This is a genomic window from Paraburkholderia sp. RL17-373-BIF-A (assembly GCF_046030175.1).
GTDB lineage: Bacteria > Pseudomonadota > Gammaproteobacteria > Burkholderiales > Burkholderiaceae > Paraburkholderia.
In genome coordinates, this window is the sequence record NZ_JARESO010000006.1 from 217,770 (window position 1) to 234,056 (window position 16,287).

At 64.0% G+C, this 16,287-nt stretch carries 15 protein-coding genes; 7 read left to right on the plus strand and 8 right to left on the minus strand.

Annotated elements, in window-relative coordinates:
- Positions 1 to 48 precede the first annotated feature (48 nt).
- Positions 49 to 702 carry a LysE family translocator gene (locus tag P0D80_RS10005; protein WP_408283317.1) on the plus strand — a complete coding sequence of 218 codons (654 nt, stop codon included), beginning with the start codon at positions 49 to 51 and terminating at the stop codon, positions 700 to 702.
- Between the two features lie 71 nt (positions 703 to 773).
- On the opposite strand, the gene P0D80_RS10010 is transcribed toward P0D80_RS10005, so the two are convergent.
- Positions 774 to 1,676 (minus strand): DMT family transporter, encoded by a 903-nt coding sequence (locus P0D80_RS10010; RefSeq protein ID WP_132375942.1) that lies wholly within the window; start codon positions 1,674 to 1,676, stop codon positions 774 to 776.
- 63 nt (positions 1,677 to 1,739) lie between these two features.
- Between P0D80_RS10010 and P0D80_RS10015 the strand changes: the two genes are divergently transcribed.
- Both P0D80_RS10015 and P0D80_RS10020 read left to right on the plus strand, forming a co-directional pair.
- Positions 1,740 to 2,684: a LysR substrate-binding domain-containing protein gene (locus P0D80_RS10015; protein WP_408283319.1), complete on the plus strand. Its 945-nt coding sequence runs from the start codon at positions 1,740 to 1,742 to the stop codon at positions 2,682 to 2,684.
- A 114-nt stretch (positions 2,685 to 2,798) separates the two neighbouring features.
- Complete coding sequence (locus tag P0D80_RS10020) at positions 2,799 to 3,587, plus strand: sulfite exporter TauE/SafE family protein (RefSeq protein WP_408283322.1); 789 nt, start codon at positions 2,799 to 2,801, stop codon at positions 3,585 to 3,587.
- Between the two features lie 45 nt (positions 3,588 to 3,632).
- On the opposite strand, the gene P0D80_RS10025 is transcribed toward P0D80_RS10020, so the two are convergent.
- Genes P0D80_RS10025 through P0D80_RS10035 form a run of 3 tightly spaced genes read right to left on the minus strand, consistent with a single transcriptional unit; the run spans position 3,633 to position 4,482 of the window.
- Positions 3,633 to 3,881: a hypothetical protein gene (locus P0D80_RS10025; protein WP_132375945.1), complete on the minus strand. Its 249-nt coding sequence runs from the start codon at positions 3,879 to 3,881 to the stop codon at positions 3,633 to 3,635.
- Positions 3,882 to 3,928: 47 nt separating this feature from the next.
- On the minus strand, positions 3,929 to 4,090 hold the full coding sequence (locus tag P0D80_RS10030; RefSeq protein WP_408283325.1) for a hypothetical protein: 162 nt from the start codon (positions 4,088 to 4,090) through the stop codon (positions 3,929 to 3,931).
- A gap of 38 nt (positions 4,091 to 4,128) precedes the next feature.
- Positions 4,129 to 4,482, minus strand: coding sequence for a BON domain-containing protein (locus tag P0D80_RS10035; RefSeq protein WP_408283327.1), 354 nt, complete (start codon positions 4,480 to 4,482; stop codon positions 4,129 to 4,131).
- A 612-nt stretch (positions 4,483 to 5,094) separates the two neighbouring features.
- Here P0D80_RS10035 and P0D80_RS10040 point away from each other — a divergent pair.
- The 3 genes from P0D80_RS10040 to P0D80_RS10050 all read left to right on the plus strand — a co-directional run bounded on the left by P0D80_RS10040 (position 5,095) and on the right by P0D80_RS10050 (position 8,556).
- Positions 5,095 to 6,579 (plus strand): TAXI family TRAP transporter solute-binding subunit, encoded by a 1,485-nt coding sequence (locus P0D80_RS10040; RefSeq protein WP_408283330.1) that lies wholly within the window; start codon positions 5,095 to 5,097, stop codon positions 6,577 to 6,579.
- Between the two features lie 93 nt (positions 6,580 to 6,672).
- Positions 6,673 to 7,323 carry a 2-hydroxychromene-2-carboxylate isomerase gene (locus P0D80_RS10045; RefSeq protein WP_132375948.1) on the plus strand — a complete coding sequence of 217 codons (651 nt, stop codon included), beginning with the start codon at positions 6,673 to 6,675 and terminating at the stop codon, positions 7,321 to 7,323.
- Positions 7,324 to 7,575: 252 nt separating this feature from the next.
- Positions 7,576 to 8,556, plus strand: a complete 981-nt coding sequence (locus P0D80_RS10050; protein WP_132375949.1) for a LysR substrate-binding domain-containing protein — start codon at positions 7,576 to 7,578, stop codon at positions 8,554 to 8,556.
- 60 nt (positions 8,557 to 8,616) lie between these two features.
- On the opposite strand, the gene xdhC is transcribed toward P0D80_RS10050, so the two are convergent.
- The 3 genes from xdhC to xdhA are packed head-to-tail and all read right to left on the minus strand — an operon-like array spanning position 8,617 to position 13,167.
- Positions 8,617 to 9,186: a xanthine dehydrogenase accessory protein XdhC gene (xdhC, locus tag P0D80_RS10055; protein ID WP_408283460.1), complete on the minus strand. Its 570-nt coding sequence runs from the start codon at positions 9,184 to 9,186 to the stop codon at positions 8,617 to 8,619.
- Between the two features lie 52 nt (positions 9,187 to 9,238).
- The gene (gene xdhB, locus P0D80_RS10060) at positions 9,239 to 11,611 is read right to left on the minus strand and encodes a xanthine dehydrogenase molybdopterin binding subunit (RefSeq protein ID WP_408283332.1); all 2,373 of its coding nucleotides are present in this window, start codon (positions 11,609 to 11,611) and stop codon (positions 9,239 to 9,241) included.
- Positions 11,612 to 11,643: 32 nt separating this feature from the next.
- Positions 11,644 to 13,167 carry a xanthine dehydrogenase small subunit gene (xdhA, locus tag P0D80_RS10065; RefSeq protein ID WP_408283334.1) on the minus strand — a complete coding sequence of 508 codons (1,524 nt, stop codon included), beginning with the start codon at positions 13,165 to 13,167 and terminating at the stop codon, positions 11,644 to 11,646.
- A 390-nt stretch (positions 13,168 to 13,557) separates the two neighbouring features.
- On the opposite strand from xdhA, the gene P0D80_RS10070 reads away from it, so the two are divergent.
- Complete coding sequence (locus tag P0D80_RS10070) at positions 13,558 to 14,769, plus strand: MFS transporter (RefSeq protein WP_132375953.1); 1,212 nt, start codon at positions 13,558 to 13,560, stop codon at positions 14,767 to 14,769.
- A 264-nt stretch (positions 14,770 to 15,033) separates the two neighbouring features.
- Here P0D80_RS10070 and P0D80_RS10075 read toward each other — a convergent pair whose 3' ends face one another.
- Complete coding sequence (locus tag P0D80_RS10075) at positions 15,034 to 16,257, minus strand: pyridoxal-phosphate-dependent aminotransferase family protein (protein ID WP_132376977.1); 1,224 nt, start codon at positions 16,255 to 16,257, stop codon at positions 15,034 to 15,036.
- Positions 16,258 to 16,287: the final 30 nt, after the last annotated feature.

A 16,287-nucleotide genomic window follows, 5' to 3' on the forward strand; every position in this document is an offset into this window, starting at 1 on the left:
GCGAATCGCGGCACGAACCAGAACAATCGACCAGAACCAGAGAGAGCCATGTCCACCACCAGTCTCTTCCTCACCGCCGCAGGCGTCGGCCTCGCGATTGCCGCGCCGGTCGGCCCGATGGGCATGCTGTGCATCCGCCGCACGTTGACCGGCGGTCCGCGTGCCGGGCTAGCCATCGGTTTCGGCATTGCAACCGGCGACGCCGCTTACGGTCTGATTGCGGCACTCGGCCTCGTCAGCATCTCGCAGTTCATGCTCGCGTACGACCGGCCCTTGCATCTGCTCGCCGGATTGTTCCTGTTGTATCTGGGCGTGCGCACGCTACTGCAGAAAGCACCTGCCGACGCGTCGAACGGCGACGGCAACGGCAACGGCAACGGCAAGCTCGCGCAAGTGGGCCGCGCCGGTGCGCTGCGCGCCTATGCAAGTTCATTGCTGCTCACGCTGACCAATCCGCAAACGGTCATCATGTTCGCCGCGCTGTTCACGACGCTCGCCCCGCGCGGCGCGTTTTCATCGAGCATCGCGCTGACCACGGTAGGCGGCGTGTTTTGCGGCTCGATCGCTTGGTGGTGTTTCCTCGTGACGGTGGTGTCGCTCGCGCGCCATGCGATCGGCAGCAAGCTGCGCGTTGCCATCGACCGGATCGTCGGGTTCACGCTGGCGGCGTTCGGCGTCGTGGAAATTCGCCGGGCGCTTTGAGCAAGCATCCGCGCACAGCACCACGTGTTAGCGCTGCGGCTGGGTCGGCCGCTACGCTCCCAGCCGCAGCCTCACGAGCGCCCGCGCAACGCCACGAGCACCACACCGCAGATCGCCAGCAAACCACCGCATAGCGTCGCGAGCCCCGGGCGTTCTCCGGTCAGCAGCGCGGACAAGACTGTCGCCACGGCCGGCGTCAGATAGAGAAAATTGGCCGCGCGCGCCGCGCCGAAATGACCGAGCGCGAAGGTCCACGTCGCATAACCGAGCGTCGCGGGAAACACGCCGAGCACCAGCACCGCCTGCAGCGTCCCGCGCGGCGCACCGTCGAGCGAATGCACCGCGCCCGGCAACCAGGGCGTCAGCAGCAGCGCGCCGGCCAGCAATGTGTAGGCGGTGCAGGTCAGCGCGCCGTAGACCGGAATCAGACGCCGCTGCAGCACGAAGTAACTCGCGGAACACAGCGCGGCGCCGAGAATCAGAGTGCTGCCCGCGCCGAGCGTCAGCCCGCCCGGCTGGCCGCGCGCAATCACGGCGATACCCGCCAGGCTTATCAGCGACCCGAGCCATCCCCAGCGGTTGAAACGCTCGCCGAGTACGACGGCCGCCAGCAACGCCGTAAAAATCGGCAGCGTATTGACGATGAAACTCGCCGCGCCCGCAGCCACGGTCTTTTCACCGGTATTGAGCAGCGCGTTGTAGAGCGCGATGCCGAGAAAACCGCACAACGCGAAGCGCAGGCCATCGGGCCATGTCGGCAGACGCGGGCGCCGGTAGGCGAGCCACGCGAGCACCAGCAGCGCCGCAGTAGCGAATCGCGCGGACGCCAGTTGCAAAGGCGGCAAGCCCTGCAATCCGATCCGAATGAATGGAAAAGCGGATGCCCACGACACAATCGTGAAAGCGACCGCACCTGCCGCCAACAGCGGCTGACGCGCAAAGCGCGAGGGACGAGGCGAAGTGAGTGTGTTCATGCCGCGATCGTGCCTCGCCATGAGCTGCTAAGCTAGAACACAAATGAACACCGTGATGTGAATATGGCTCACACCTCGCCACACGCCGCGTCCGCGCGGCCGCCGCTCGCCAGCCTCGAAACCGTCTGTCACGTGGCCCGTGAAGGCTCGTTCCTCGCCGCCGCGGAAGGCGCCGGACTCACGCACGGCGCGATCAGCCGGCGCGTCGCGGCGGTAGAGAACTGGCTCGGCATGACATTGTTCGAACGCCATGCCCGCGGCGTGCGGCTGACACCGGACGGGCAGCGTTTTGTTGGGCGGATCGAGCAGGCTTTCGGCATTATCGACAGCGCTGCGGACCAGTGGCGTTCGCCGCGCAGCCCGCAACTGGTCAAGCTGAGCGTGGTGCCCGCGTTCGCCAAGCTGTGGTTCTTCGAGCGCCAGGCGGCGTTCGAAAGCGAGGCGCCGGCGCTGCGCATTCAACTCGACATCGACCATCGCAACGCGGACATCGTCAGCGGCGACGCGGATCTGGCCATTCGCTACGGGCGCGGCAACTGGCGTCATGTGGAGGTCAAGCCGTTCCTGCCGGAGAAGCTCTATCCGTTGGCGCATCCCGCACTGGCCGCGCAACTGGCGAAGCAGCGGCATAAGCGCGGCGACGCGGCGCTGCTCGACGTGCCGCTGCTGCACGACTCGGACGTGACAGGCTGGCGCGCATGGTTCGATGCGCTGGACATGCCGTTGAAACCTCGCCCGCAGGACCGGCGCTTCGAAGACTACACGCTGGTGCTGGCCGCCGCGGAAGCGGGACTCGGCGTGGCGCTGGCACGCGTGCCGCTCGCCGACGCCTATCTGCAGCGCAGCGGCCTCGTACGCGTGAGCCGCCATGAAGTCGCCTCGCCGCTGACCTACTACTTCGTGCATGCGAAAGGCGAAAACCGGCCCGAAGTCCTCGCGCTGATCGATCGTATGCAGGCCGCGCAGCGCACCGCTTCATACGCAAACGCGGCAGTTTTGCGACAATAGCGGCTTTCGCCGCGCCGCGGCGGCCTTTGCGCCGCCCTCCATCGACTGTCGAAGGCCGGCGCGCCGGCCTTGCCTCCTATAACCCGTCCCACCCGACCGCCAGCGGTCCGCTCAATGGCACTTCCCCACATCGATCTGCTGTACTCCGTCTCCGGCCTGTTCGTCGGCTTTCTGGTCGGACTGACGGGCGTCGGCGGCGGCTCGCTGATGACGCCGATCCTGGTCCTGCTGTTCAATGTGCATCCGGCCACCGCGGTCGGCACCGACCTGCTGTACGCGGCGGCCACCAAGGCCACCGGCACGCTCGTGCACGGCCTGAAGGGCTCCGTCGACTGGCAGATCACCCTGCGCCTCGCCGCCGGCAGCGTGCCGGCCGCCACGATCACGCTGATCCTGCTGCATCGTTATGGCATGGACACGCCGGGCGCGAGCCGGCTGATCCAGGTCGTGCTCGGCGCGGCGTTGCTGGTGACGGCGGTGGCGCTGGTGTTTCGTCCGCAACTCGCGGCGCTCGGCGCGCGCAAACAGCGCACGCCGCGTCAGGGACGCACGCTCGCGCTGACCATACTGACCGGCGCGGTGCTCGGCGTGCTGGTGTCGCTGACTTCGGTCGGGGCGGGCGCGATCGGCGTGACGGTGCTGTTGCTGCTGTATCCGCTTTTACCGACCACGCGCATTGTCGGATCGGACATCGCGCACGCGGTGCCGCTCACCCTGCTGGCGGGCGCCGGCCATTGGCTGCTGGGCTCGATCGACTGGTCGATGCTGCTGTCGTTGCTGGTGGGATCGCTGCCGGGCATCGCGATCGGCAGCTATCTGTCCTCGCGCGCGCCGGACGCGCTGCTGCGCAACCTGCTCGCCGCCACGCTCACACTGGTCGGCGTACGCCTCGTGCTGGCCTGAAACCGCCCTAAGGATATCGACGCACCGCGGCGCGAAGTCCAGCGGCTACTTGAAGAACCGGCAGGTCAGATCGGCCTCGAACTGCCGGATCCATTGACCGTGACGATCGTGATAGGACTGCGCCCAGCCGCCGCGCCGCACGGTGACGAGGCGCTCGTGCGCTTCATCGCTCGGATCCGCGCAGGCACTGATGTCGAAATGGACCGGTGCAAAACCGTGCCGCGCGCACACCAGTTCGAAAGCCGCCCGATCGCCGATGGGCAGATCGGTATAGCGCAAAAGCGAGGTGTCCATGACTTTGACTCCGGTTCCTTACGCATCACAGTACGCTTTGCAACGCGTCAGCAGTGTGTCACAGCGCACAGACGGACCGTGGCCGCGCCGCCGTCCCATTCGAAACGGCTGAGCCCCATCATCGCCGCTTCAATAATCGCCAAATAAATAAAAAAAGGCCCCGGTTTTTTGCCGGAACCTTGGTGCACGCCTGCATCACGATGGCGCATGACGGCGTGAGCCGTCCGCGCCAGGTGCCGCAGCCTGCTTACTGCTGCACAACGGTCAGCTTGTTCGACACCGACGTCACGCCGGCGACGCCCTTGGCCGCCTGGCCGGCAGCGTCGATCTGGCCTTCGTCAGGCACCGAACCCGTGAGGGTCACCGCGCCGCCACGAGCACGCACGGCGATGTTCGACACGTCGACGCCTTGTGTCTTGGCCAGCGCGCTACGCACCTTGCGGCCCAGCTGGCTGTTCGCCTTCTTGGTCGACTTGGCGCTGGCAGCCGGCGCGGCGGTCGTGCCGGTTGCCGTTGCGTCGCTTGCCTGAGCGTACACATTGCACGCCACCACCATTGCCACAACCGAGCCCAGCGTTTTCAGAAAACCGACCGATTTCATAGCTTTTCTTCTCCTTAGCTTCACATTGGACCGCATATACAAGCGGCTTCGTTACGACTACCGGCAGCCATGCTGGGCGCGCACGACAAGGCGCTTCCGAGCAACGGCCGACTAGGGCTGTAACACGATGTGCGAGAGGCGAGAGAGGCCGGTTGCCGTTGCCGCCTGCGATGACCGATGACCGATGACGGGCATGCAGTGCGGTACGAAACCGGCAAGCCGCGAAGTCCGCCGACGCGCCCGGTTCTTGTGTGTCGTGCCGGGTCGCGCCGCGCAAACATCTGTTCGCGGCAGCGATGCACAATTTAATCTAGCCGGGCCAGAAGCGCAAAGGGTTTAGTCGGGTTTAGTCACACTCGAGATGCGAATCGCGTCAGACGCGCGGGCTGTCACGCCACGTTCACGATTTGTTACGGGTTTGTCGGCGCTGGCAGCCGCCGCGCGTTCCGCCGTGCGGTCAATCTCAGGTACCATCGGCGCGACGCAAGCTGCCGCGCGGCTTGCGTGCCCTTCGCGGCAGCCTGGCCACAAGCCGCGCGTGCTTCGCACCGCTTGGCGCGCGGCGGAGCGCCGTTCCTGTTCACTTTCGACCGTAGCCCGTCACGTCATCTGATGAAGCCAGCCTCCGGCCGCAAAAGCCCTCCCCGTCTTGTCGCCCGTTTCGTCGCGATCTCCTGGCGCGATCTCGCGGTTTCGTTCGGGCCGATCCTGCTGATCGCCGCCGTCGCGATCTGGGTCGCCGTGCGGCTGATCCAGCCCGCGCCGCCCAGCACGCTGACCATCAGCGCCGGCCCCGAAGGCAGCACCTTCTGGACAGCGGCGCAAAAGTACAAGGCGATTCTGGCGCGCAACCGCATCACGCTGAACGTGCTGTCGTCGGAAGGCTCGCTGCAGAATCTCAAGCGGCTGTCTGATCCGAAGTCCGGCGTCGATGTCGCCTTCGTGCAGGACGGCGTCGCGCCCGGCCCGGCGGCCGACGGGCTGATGTCGCTCGGCAGCGTGGCCTATGTGCCGCTCGCGATCTTCTATCACGGGCCGACCGTCACGCGGCTCTCCGAGTTCAAGGGCCAGCGGCTCGCAGTCGGCGCCGTAGGCAGCGGCACGCGCGAACTGGCGCTCGCGCTGCTCAAGGCGAACGGCATCGTGCCGGGCGGCGCAACCAAACTCCTGCCGCTTTCGGGCGACGACGCCGCCGAAGCACTCGTCTCCGGCAAGGTCGACGCGGCGTTCCTCGCCGGCGATTCGGCGCAACCCGCAGTGATGGGCAAGCTCTACCGCACGCCGAACGTACAGTTCTACGATTTCTCGCAAGCCGACGCCTACACACGCCGCTTTCCCTACCTGACGCAACTCGAAATGCCGATGGGCGCGTTCGACCTCGGCAAGAACCTGCCGTCCGCGCCGATTCACATGGTGGCGCCGACCGCCGAGCTGGTGGCGCGCGACTCGCTGCATCCCGCGCTTTCCGACCTGTTGATCGAAGCCGCGCGCGAGGTGCACGGCAAGGCGAACATCATGCAGCGCGCCGGCGAATTCCCCGCGCCGCTCGCCCACGATTTCCCGATCAGCGACGACGCCGCGCGCTACTACAAGTCCGGCAAGAGCTTCCTCTACCGCATCCTGCCGTTCTGGCTCGCGAGTCTCGCTGACCGCCTGCTGGTGGTCGTGGTGCCGCTGATCGTGTTGCTGGTGCCGGCGTTGCGTCTGGTGCCGTCGCTGTATGCGTGGCGGGTGAAATCGCGCATTTATCGCTGGTACGGCGCGCTGATCGCGATCGAACGCAGCGCGCTCAGCGACCATTCGCCCGCCGAGCGCGCGTCGCTGATCGAGCGGCTCGACGCGATCGAGGAGTCGGTCAACGGTCTGAAGATGCCGCTCGCCTATGCGGATCAGTTCTACGTGCTGCGCGAGCATATCGGCTTCGTGCGCCAGCGGCTCATGCAGGCCCGCGACGCCCAGCGCGACGACGCCGCCAACGAAGCGGAAGGCGCGGAGAACGGATCAGACGAAGCAGGCGCCGGACCCACGCCGCCCGCCGCGAACGAAGCGGCTGAAATCGGCGAAACGCGCGACGACCGCGACGCGAAACCATATTGACGGGTGCAAGCCGCGGCTGCACCGCGTAAGATCATTACAAATCCGACGGTGCAGCAGACGCGCCGTGCGGAACCGGCAATTCGGGAGACATTTATGACCGTTGGCATCGACGCCAGGCAACCGCTGTGGTTCTACGACTTTGTCTCGCCGTTTACCTACCTGTTGCTGGAGCAACACGACAAATGGCCGGGCTTCGACTTCGTGTTCACGCCGGTCGTACTGAATGATCTGTATCGTCACTGGGGACAGCGGCCGGCTTACGGCGTGCCCTCGAAACGCACCTTCCTGTACCGGCACGCGCTGTTTCGCGCGGAGCAACTCGGCATTCCGTACAAGATGCCGCCGGCGCATCCCTTCGATTCCATGAAGCCGTTGCTGCTCGCCACCGCGGCGAATGGCGACATCAACTTCGTGCGCGAGATTTTCCGATTCATCTGGCGTGAAGGCCGCGATCCGTCCACTGATGAAGCCTTTGCCGAGTTGTGCGACCGCGTCGGTATGCCCGACGGTCCGGAGATCATCAGAAGCGCAGCCGTGCTGGCGCAATTGCAGCGCAACACGGCGGATGCGATCGGCCTCGGCGTCTACGGCGTGCCGACCTTCTTTCTGAACGATCAGTTGTTCTGGGGTGAGGACGCGTTGCCCATGGTGCTGTACTGCGCGCGCACGCCGAACTGGCTCGAATCGAGAGAAGTCAAACGGATCAGTTCGCTGCCGTCGGGGCTTGCGGACATTCAACCGTAGGCGATACGTAAGCGTAAAGCGGGCTAAACGCGCGCCGCACGGCGCTTGCGCGGGCCGATTGCAGGTCGATAGCGGCAAAACAGCCTTGCTGATGCCGGCCATACCGTGCCCGCTATGCCGCTACACCGCAAACGGGCCTAAGGTTATGACCTTCGCGCCGTGCGCGTTGGCGCTGCGCTCTCGCGAGACTCTCGCGGGCGGCTCCGTGCGACGCCTTATCGAATGATCCGTTTGCCCCGCCTCGCTTAAACCATGGACGACACCGCCGCCTCCCTCGATATCTGGCTCGTGCGCGTGCTGCGCACGCTGCTGGTCGAGCGCAGCGTCACGCAGACCGCGTTGCGTCTGAATCAGACCCAGCCTGCCATCAGCACCGCGCTGCGCAAACTGCGCGAGACGCTGAACGACCCGATCCTCGTGCGCGGCAAGTCGGGCATGGTGCCGACCGAATACGGCGAATCGCTGCTGGCTTCCGCGCAGCGCGTGCTGCGCGAAGTCGATTTCGTCGCGACACCGCATGGAGACTTCGATCCCGGCCGCTCGCGCCGTACGTTTCGCGTGGCCGCGCCGGATTATCTGAACGACTTCTTCATGCCGACGGTGATCGCGCAGTTTCGCGAGGCGGCGCCGCACGCGCGGCTCGAAATCGATTCGCTGAGCCCGATGCTCGATCATTCGGCCGCGCTCGATGCCGGCGAACTCGATCTGGTGATCGGCAACTGGCCGAAGCCCGAGCCGCGCTTCGAGCGCAGCGATCTGTTCTCCGACACGGTCGTGTGCATGATGCGCGCCGATCATCCGCTGACGCGCATGCCGTTGACGCGCGAGGCGTATCTCGCCGCGCCGCATCTGGCGCCGACGGCGTATAGCGGCGCGAGCAGCGGCGCCATCGACATCGGTTTCGCGCGGGCGCGCGCCGAGCGGCGTATCGTCGCCACGCTGCCCTACTTCGGATTGGTGCCGCAAACGCTGCTGCAATCCGATCTGATCTTCACGACCACGCGCCGCTTTGCGATGCACTATGCGGACATGCTGCCGCTCGCGGTCGTCGATGTGCCGATTCCGTTTCCGCGCATCAAGTGCTATCAGTTGTGGCATCCGCAGCCGGACCGGCCGAGCGATGTCGGCTGGCTGCGTACGCTGATGTCCGAGGTGTCGGATACGCTGGTCGCGCAGAAGGTGCGGCGCGCGAAACGGGCGCCCAAAAAGGAAACGTCAGCCGCGATGGGCTGACGTTTGGGTTTGCAGTGCGATCGGCGGCGGTTGAACGCCTTCGTCTTGATCGACTTCTAGCTATCGGACACTCGCGCAGAGCTGCTGCGTTGCGAGCTGCGCCACGACCTGCCGCGTACGAATCTGCAGCAACTCCGCGCACACCGCCACGGCGATCGCCGAAGGCGCCTTATCGACGATACCGGCCACGCCGATCGGACACGTCATCTCCACCAGCCGGTCCAGCTCCACGCCACGATCGAGCAAACGACGCTCGAATTTCACTCGCTTCGTCTTTGAACCGATCATGCCGAAGTAGGTGAAATCGCGCCGCCGCATGATGCGTGCGGCGAGCGAGAAATCGAGCGCGTGATTGTGCGTCATCACGAGAAAGTACGCGCCGGGCGGCGCCGTATCGACGATCGCGTCCGGCGTGTCGGTCGCTTCGATTTGCACGTTGGCGGGCGTTTCGTCGGGGAACAGTTCGTCGCGCTCGTCGACCCACTGGACGACGCACGGCAAGCTGCCGAGCAGCTTGATGAGCGCGTGCCCGACGTGCCCCGCGCCGAACAGCACGATATGCATCGGCGCCGGACGCGGCGTCTGCACGGCGCTGGGTCGGCCGATCTGAACGGATGAAAAATCGTTCATGGCGATCATTCCAGTGAGTGTGTTGTTCACGCGCTTCTTTCCCGGCTCATTGTTACGCTGATTGCCGCAGTGTTGCGGTTGCGGCCCGCACCGCGCCGACCGCCTTGAGGATTTCCTCGCTGGTCGCCGGCGCATTCAGCGGCGGATTGACCTTATGGTCGCCCACGGCCGACACTGCATCGCGCACGGCGAAGAACACCGAGAACGGCAGCAGCAGCGGCGGCTCGCCGGTCGCCTTCGAGCGATGGATGCTGTCCTCCGCGTTGCGGTTCTTGAAGAGACGCACGCGGAAGTCGGGCGGCGTATCGTTGACGGTCGGAATCTTGTAGGTGGACGGCGCATGCGTCATCAACTTGCCGCCGGCGTTCCACCACAGTTCTTCGGTCGTGAGCCAACCCATGCCCTGAATGAACGCGCCTTCCACCTGGCCGACGTCGAGCGCCGGATTCAACGAGGCGCCCACGTCGTGCAACGCGTCCGCGCGCAGCACGCGCATTTCGCCGGTCAGCGTGTCGATCACCACTTCCGACACGGCCGCGCCGTACGAGTAGTAGTAGAACGGCCGGCCTTGCAGCTTCGATTGATCCCAGTAGAGCTTCGGCGTCGCGTAGAAACCGTCCGACCAGAGCTGAATACGCGCGACGTAAGCCTTCGCGATCACTTCTTCGAACGGCACGATCGCGTCGCCCACCACCACGCGGTCATGCACGAAGCGCACTTCCGACGCGCTCACCTGGCCTGCGCCGAAACGTTCAGCGGCAAACGCCGACAGACGTTCGCGCAACTGACGCGCGGCGTCCTGCGCAGCCTTGCCGTTCAGATCGGAACCCGTCGAGGCCGCCGTCGCCGACGTATTGGCGATCTTGCTGGTGTCGGTGGCCGTGACGCGAATGCGGTTGAAGCCAATGCCCAGTTCATGCGCGACGACCTGCGCGACCTTCGTATTCAAGCCCTGGCCCATTTCGGTGCCGCCGTGGTTCACCAGCACCGAACCGTCGGTGTAGATGTGAACCAGCGCGCCGGCCTGGTTGAAGTGAGTCACGTTGAACGCGATGCCGAACTTGACCGGCGTGAGCGCCATGCCCTTCTTCAGTATTTCGTTATTCGCGTTGAACTCGTTGATCGCCGCGCGACGCGCGCGGTATTCGCTGGTCGCTTCGAGTTCGTCGATCAACTCGTGAATCACGTTGTCTTCGACGATCTGACCGTACGGCGTCTGGTTACGCTCCGTCTTGCCATACAGATTGCGGCGGCGCACGTCGAGCGAATCTTCACCGACCGAGCGCGCGACGTTGTCCATGATGTATTCGATCGCGAACGCGCCTTGCGGACCGCCGAAACCGCGGAACGCCGTATTCGACTGCGTGTTGGTCTTGCCGCAGAAGCCGTCGATCGTGACGTCCGAGAGCCAGTACGCGTTGTCGAAGTGGCACAGCGCGCGCGTCATCACCGGACCGGACAGGTCGGCGGAGAAGCCGCAGCGCGAGGTCATGTCGACCGTCACGCCGTCGATCACGCCCTTGTCGTCGTAGCCGACTTCATACGTGTAGTGGAAGTCGTGGCGCTTGCCCGTGACCATCATGTCGTCATCGCGGTCCGGACGCAGTTTCACCGGGCACAGCAGCTTCCATGCGGCGAGCGCCGCGCAACACGCGAACAGACCCGATTGCGATTCCTTGCCGCCGAAACCGCCGCCCATGCGGCGGCATTCGATCAACACGTTGTGCGACGCCACGCCCAACGCATGCGCGACCATGTGCTGCATTTCGGTCGGGTGTTGCGTCGAACAGTAGACGTGCATGCCGTCATCGTCCTTTGGCACCGCGTACGAAATCTGGCCTTCCAGATAGAACTGTTCCTGACCGCCGAGCAGCATTTCGCCGGCTTCGCGACGCGCGGCGCGGGCGATCTTGGTGTCCGCCTCGCCGCGCGCGAGTTTCATCGGCGGCAGCACGTGCTGGTTCGCGGCGCGCGCCTGCTGCGCGGTCAGAATCGCCGGCAGTTCCTCGTAGACGACTTCGGCGCGGCGCGCCGCGAGACGCGCGGTTTCATGCGACGTCGCGACCACGATGAAGATCGGCTGGCCGATGTATTGCACGAGACCGTCGGCGAGAATCGGATCGTCGCCGTGGATGATCGGACCAACGTCGTTGACGCCCGGAATGTCGTCGGCGGTGAAGATCGCGACCACGCCCGGCGTGGCGCGCACCTTGTCGAGCGACATCGAGACGATCTTCGCATGCGCTTTCGAGGACAGGCCGAGCGCGGCGTGCAGCGTGCCGGCGAGCGTCGGAATGTCGTCGGTGTACGTGGCGCGGCCGCTCACGTGCAGATGCGCGGACTCGTGCGGGCGCGAGATGTGCACCTGGGTGAAGTCGTCGAGATCCTGAAGGTCTTTCAGGAATGGTTCGGCTTGCTGATTCATTGTTGTGTTCTCCGTATCCTTTGGGCTTCTGCTTAGACGGCGGCCGGCGCACAGGCCGCGGCGACCGCGCGCACATCCAGCGCGCTCTTGGGCAGCGGATTGTTCGGACGCGTTTCGAGCCAGAAGCGGTACAGCGTGTTCTTCGCCGATTCGAGGCGGTAGTTGCTGGTCGCGCGCATGTCCGAGAGCGGCGCGTAGTCGTTGCCGAGCGCGAGCATCGCGGCCTGCGCGGTGGCTTCGTGCCATTCGGCGTCGCGCAACACGGCTTCCGCATGCGTCGCGCGCTTGGACGTGGCAGCCATGCCGCCGAACGCAATGCGCGGCTCGCGGATCAGATTACCGTCGGCGATGAACGCGAACGCGGCGCACACCGCCGAGATGTCCGAATCGAAGCGCTTCGAGAGTTTGTAAGTGCGGAACTGCAGGTTCTGACGCACGCCGGTGCGCGTCGGCACTTTCAGTCCGACGACGAACTCGTGCTCCGCCATGTCCTTCTTCTGATACGCGAGGTACAAGTCTTCGAGCGGCATTTCGCGCTCGATCTCGCCGCCGCGCACGATCACGCGCGCGCCGAGGGCGATCAGGCCCGGCATCGAATCGCCGATCGGCGAACCGTTGGCGATATTGCCGCCGAGCGTGCCGGCGTTACGAATGGGCAGCGACGCGAAACGCTGCCACATCTCGTTCAGTTCGGGGTATTGCTTCGCGATTTCCGCGTAAGCCTTTTCGACGCTCACGCCCGCGCCGATCTCGATCCATTCGTCGTTGGTCCCGATCTTCTGCAGTTCGGCGATCTGCCCGACATACACGATGTTGCCGAGGTCGCGCATCATCTTGGTGACCCACAGGCCGATGTCCGTGCTGCCGGCGAGAATACGCGCGGCCGGTTCGGCTTCCTTGATCTTCGCGAGCGCTTCGACCGTACGCGGCGCAGCGAACTGCTGGCCGGCGTGCTGGTAGTGGAAAGTGTCCTTACGTTCGAGCGTGGCGAGCGTTTTCGACAATGCTTCGATGTTGACCGGCGCTTTCGGCGCGGGCGCTTCGAACATGCGCACTGCCGCGTCGACAATCGGACGATAGCCCGTGCAGCGGCACAGATTGCCGGTCAGCGCGTTGCTGATCGCGTCACGCGACGGCACGCTCTTGTTCGCGCAGCTATGTTCGTGGCCGTGCTTTTCGTACAGCGACCACATCGACATGACGAAGCCCGGCGTGCAGAAACCGCACTGCGAGCCGTGGCACTCCACCATCGCTTCCTGCACGGGATGCAGCGAGCCGTCCGGTTGGCGCAGGTCTTCGACGGTGTAAAGCGCTTTGCCGTCAAGCGTCGGCACGAACTGGATGCAGGCGTTGACCGCTTTGAAGTCGACGCCGCCCGCCTCGTTGCGCTCGCCGATCACGACCGTGCACGCGCCGCAATCGCCTTCGGCGCAGCCTTCCTTGGTGCCCGTGCAATGCGCGTCTTCGCGCAGATATTGCAGGACGGTGCGGGTGACGGGCGCGTCCTTGATCTCGCGGATCGCGTTGCGGTGGTAGAAGCGAATCGGCTCAGTCATGTCTCGTTACTCTCGAATGTTCTGTGTCCGTGGGGACGTGCAGCAGTGATGGTTCGAAAACTATCACCGTCAATAAATACAACCCATAGCTCGGGTCGCATGCGGGACATATCCGCGAAAAGATATCGAGATGGGTTTGGGGAAGGGTTGGCTTATGGTGGTTGGGGTATTTGACCGTATTTTTGTCTTTTTTGTTGATTATTTGCCAGTTTGGGGAGAACAGTTTTGACGCACCCACCCGAAAAAGTGACCTCTGACGAGGCTAAAACGGACCACTATATGGTTCCGGCACCGGGTTTTTGTTAGACGAATTATTAAGCAAGTCCTGCAAGAGAATCGGTTCCATGGGAAAATCACGCCTTCCCGCCGATTTCAAGTCTCGTTTTCCCCATGTCCACCGACTCAGCGACACCTCGCAGCGAATTTGCGACGACCATGCAGATCATTCCGGTCGTCTTTTTCACGTTTCTTTGCTATCTGACGATCGGAATTCCGCTGGCGGTACTGCCGGGCTACGTCCACGACGACCTGGGTTACAGCGCCGTGCTGGCGGGTGCGGCGATCAGCGTGCAATACCTGGCGACGTTGGCGTCGCGGCCGCTGGCCGGCCGTTCTGCGGATACGTTGGGGCCGAAGCGGACCGTGTCGATCGGTTTGCTGGGTTGTGGCGCAAGCGGGGTTCTGTTGTTGCTGGCTGTGCTGTGCGGACGCTGGCCGGTGCTGAGCCTCGGCCTCCTGGTATGCAGCCGTCTCGTGCTGGGGTTCGGTGAGAGCCTGTGCGGCACGGGGGCGATTCTGTGGGGTATCGGCCGGGTGGGCACGAGCAACAATGCGCGAGTGATTTCTTGGAATGGCATCGCCACTTACGGCGCGCTGGCAGTCGGCGCGCCGCTGGGCGTGGCGATCGAGCATACGGTCGGGTTTGCCGCGTTGGGAATTCTGGTCATTCTGCTGGCGGCGCTTGGTTTTTATCTGGCTCGTCCGATGGCGCCGGTGCCGATCGTGCATGGCGAGCGCATGTCGTATCGCAGCGTGTTCACGCGGGTGCTGCCGCATGGGATCGGGTTGGCGCTTGGCTCGGCCGGGTTTGGGTCGATTGCTACTTTCATCACGCTGTTTTATGCGGCTAAGCATTGGCCCAATGCGGCGTTGTCGTTGACGGTGTTCGGGACGCTGTTCATCGGGGCCCGGTTGTTGTTTGCCAATACGATCAAGACCTACGGTGGATTTCGCGTCGCGATTGCCTCGTTTTCGTTTGAATGCGCCGGGTTGTTGATGTTGTGGTTGGCGCCTGAACCGCACATTGCGCTGGCTGGGGCAGCGCTAACCGGGTTTGGGTTTGCTTTGGTGTTTCCGGCTCTTGGGGTCGAGGCTGTTGGGCTCGTGCCGCCGGCCAGTCGGGGGGCGGCTTTGTCGGCTTATTCCGTGTTTCTGGATCTTTCTCTCGGGATTACCGGGCCGTTGGCTGGGTATATTGCCGGCGAGTTTGGGTATGGGTCGGTGTTTCTTTTTGCGGCTGTTGCCGCTGCCGCAGGTGTGGGGCTTTCTACTTTGCTTTATTTGCGCAATGCCAAGGTGAATAATTTGCCTGCGGCGCTTTGAGTCTGGATGCGTTGTGGTACTGGAGTTTTGGCCTTTCCTTGAGTTCACGGTGGTCTATTAGCATTGCCCCTGTGCCGGGCAATGCTCTCAACTTAAGCCCCATCCCATCAAGCGAGTTTGTGCGCAAGATGGAAATGGGGCTTCGCTTTTTTCTGGGTGGCGGATCACTGCAAGCACCCGATTGAGGTTGTCCAGATAGCGCCGGATACGCAGAAGGCACGCGCCGAGGATGGGCTTGAGCGCGCCGAGCAGGCAAAGAAGAACCTACCTCCCCCCCGACAACCCCCTCTCCAAAGCCGCGACCCCCGCCGGCAAATCAACCTTAACCCCCAGATCCACCATAGTCCTCCCAAGCGCATGCACAGTGCGAAAGAGGTTATGTTCCCGACACTGCTCTCCCATCTGCCCCACGCGAACGATAGGCAATCCAAAAGACCCCGAAATCTCCACCTGATGCATCCGCGAAATATGCGAGCACACATCTGCCGGACTGAACCCTTCGGGCACCTCGATGCCAACAACAGAATTCAACCGGCACGCGTCAGGCGTATACAACCGCAGCCCCATCGCCGCGACCCCATCCTGCAGCGCCAGCGAACACTTCAAATGCCGCGCAAACCGTTTCTCCAGCGTCTCGGCACAAACAAGCCGCAAAGCTTCGTGTAACGCCAAAACACCAGAAACAGGCGCCGTATAGTGATACCCCGCGTTGTGCCAAAAATTCTCCGCAAGCGTCGCATCCAGGCACCAATGCGCATTCGGCGCCGTGCGCCCTTTCACGCGCTCCCACGCCGCATCCGAAAACGCGATCAACGACACACCGGGAATCGACGACAACCCTTTCTGCCCACCCGTAATAACGGCATCGATCCCCCAGGCATCCATCTCCAAAGGCATCGTACTCAAGGTGCAAACCGCATCGACGATCACCAACGCGCCCGCGGCTTTCGCCAACGCGGCAATCTCCTTCAGGTGATAATTCCACACCGTATTCGACGTCTCGCCCTGCACCACCGTCACGATCTCGGGACGCTCGCGTCGAATTGCCTCGGCAATCTCTTCGAGACTCGCCACCGAGCGGTCGGCAACATCGAGCGTGCTCACCCGCGCGCCGACGCGCCGGCCCATCTCCGCCATCCGTTCGCTGAAGAAACCGTTCCTGATGGACAGCACACGCGTGCCTTCCCACGCGAGGTTCGAGATCGCCATCTCCATCGCGGCCGATCCAGGCCCGGCCACGCCCAGCACCCATTTCGAATTCGTCTGGAACACATAGCGCGCCATCGACTTCACCTGCCCAATCACCTTCACCATCGTGCCACCCAGATGATTGATCACGATCGCGTTGGCCTTGGCCACCGCCGCGGGAATCGGCACGGGGCCGGCGCCCATCATCAGGAGCGGCTCTTCGGGAAGAATGGCGTCGAGCGACTCGACAACCGGACAGGGCACTGCGGAAGATGCGGATGTGAATGATGAAGTCGGCATGATGATCGGTACGTGAATGTCAGGACGCAA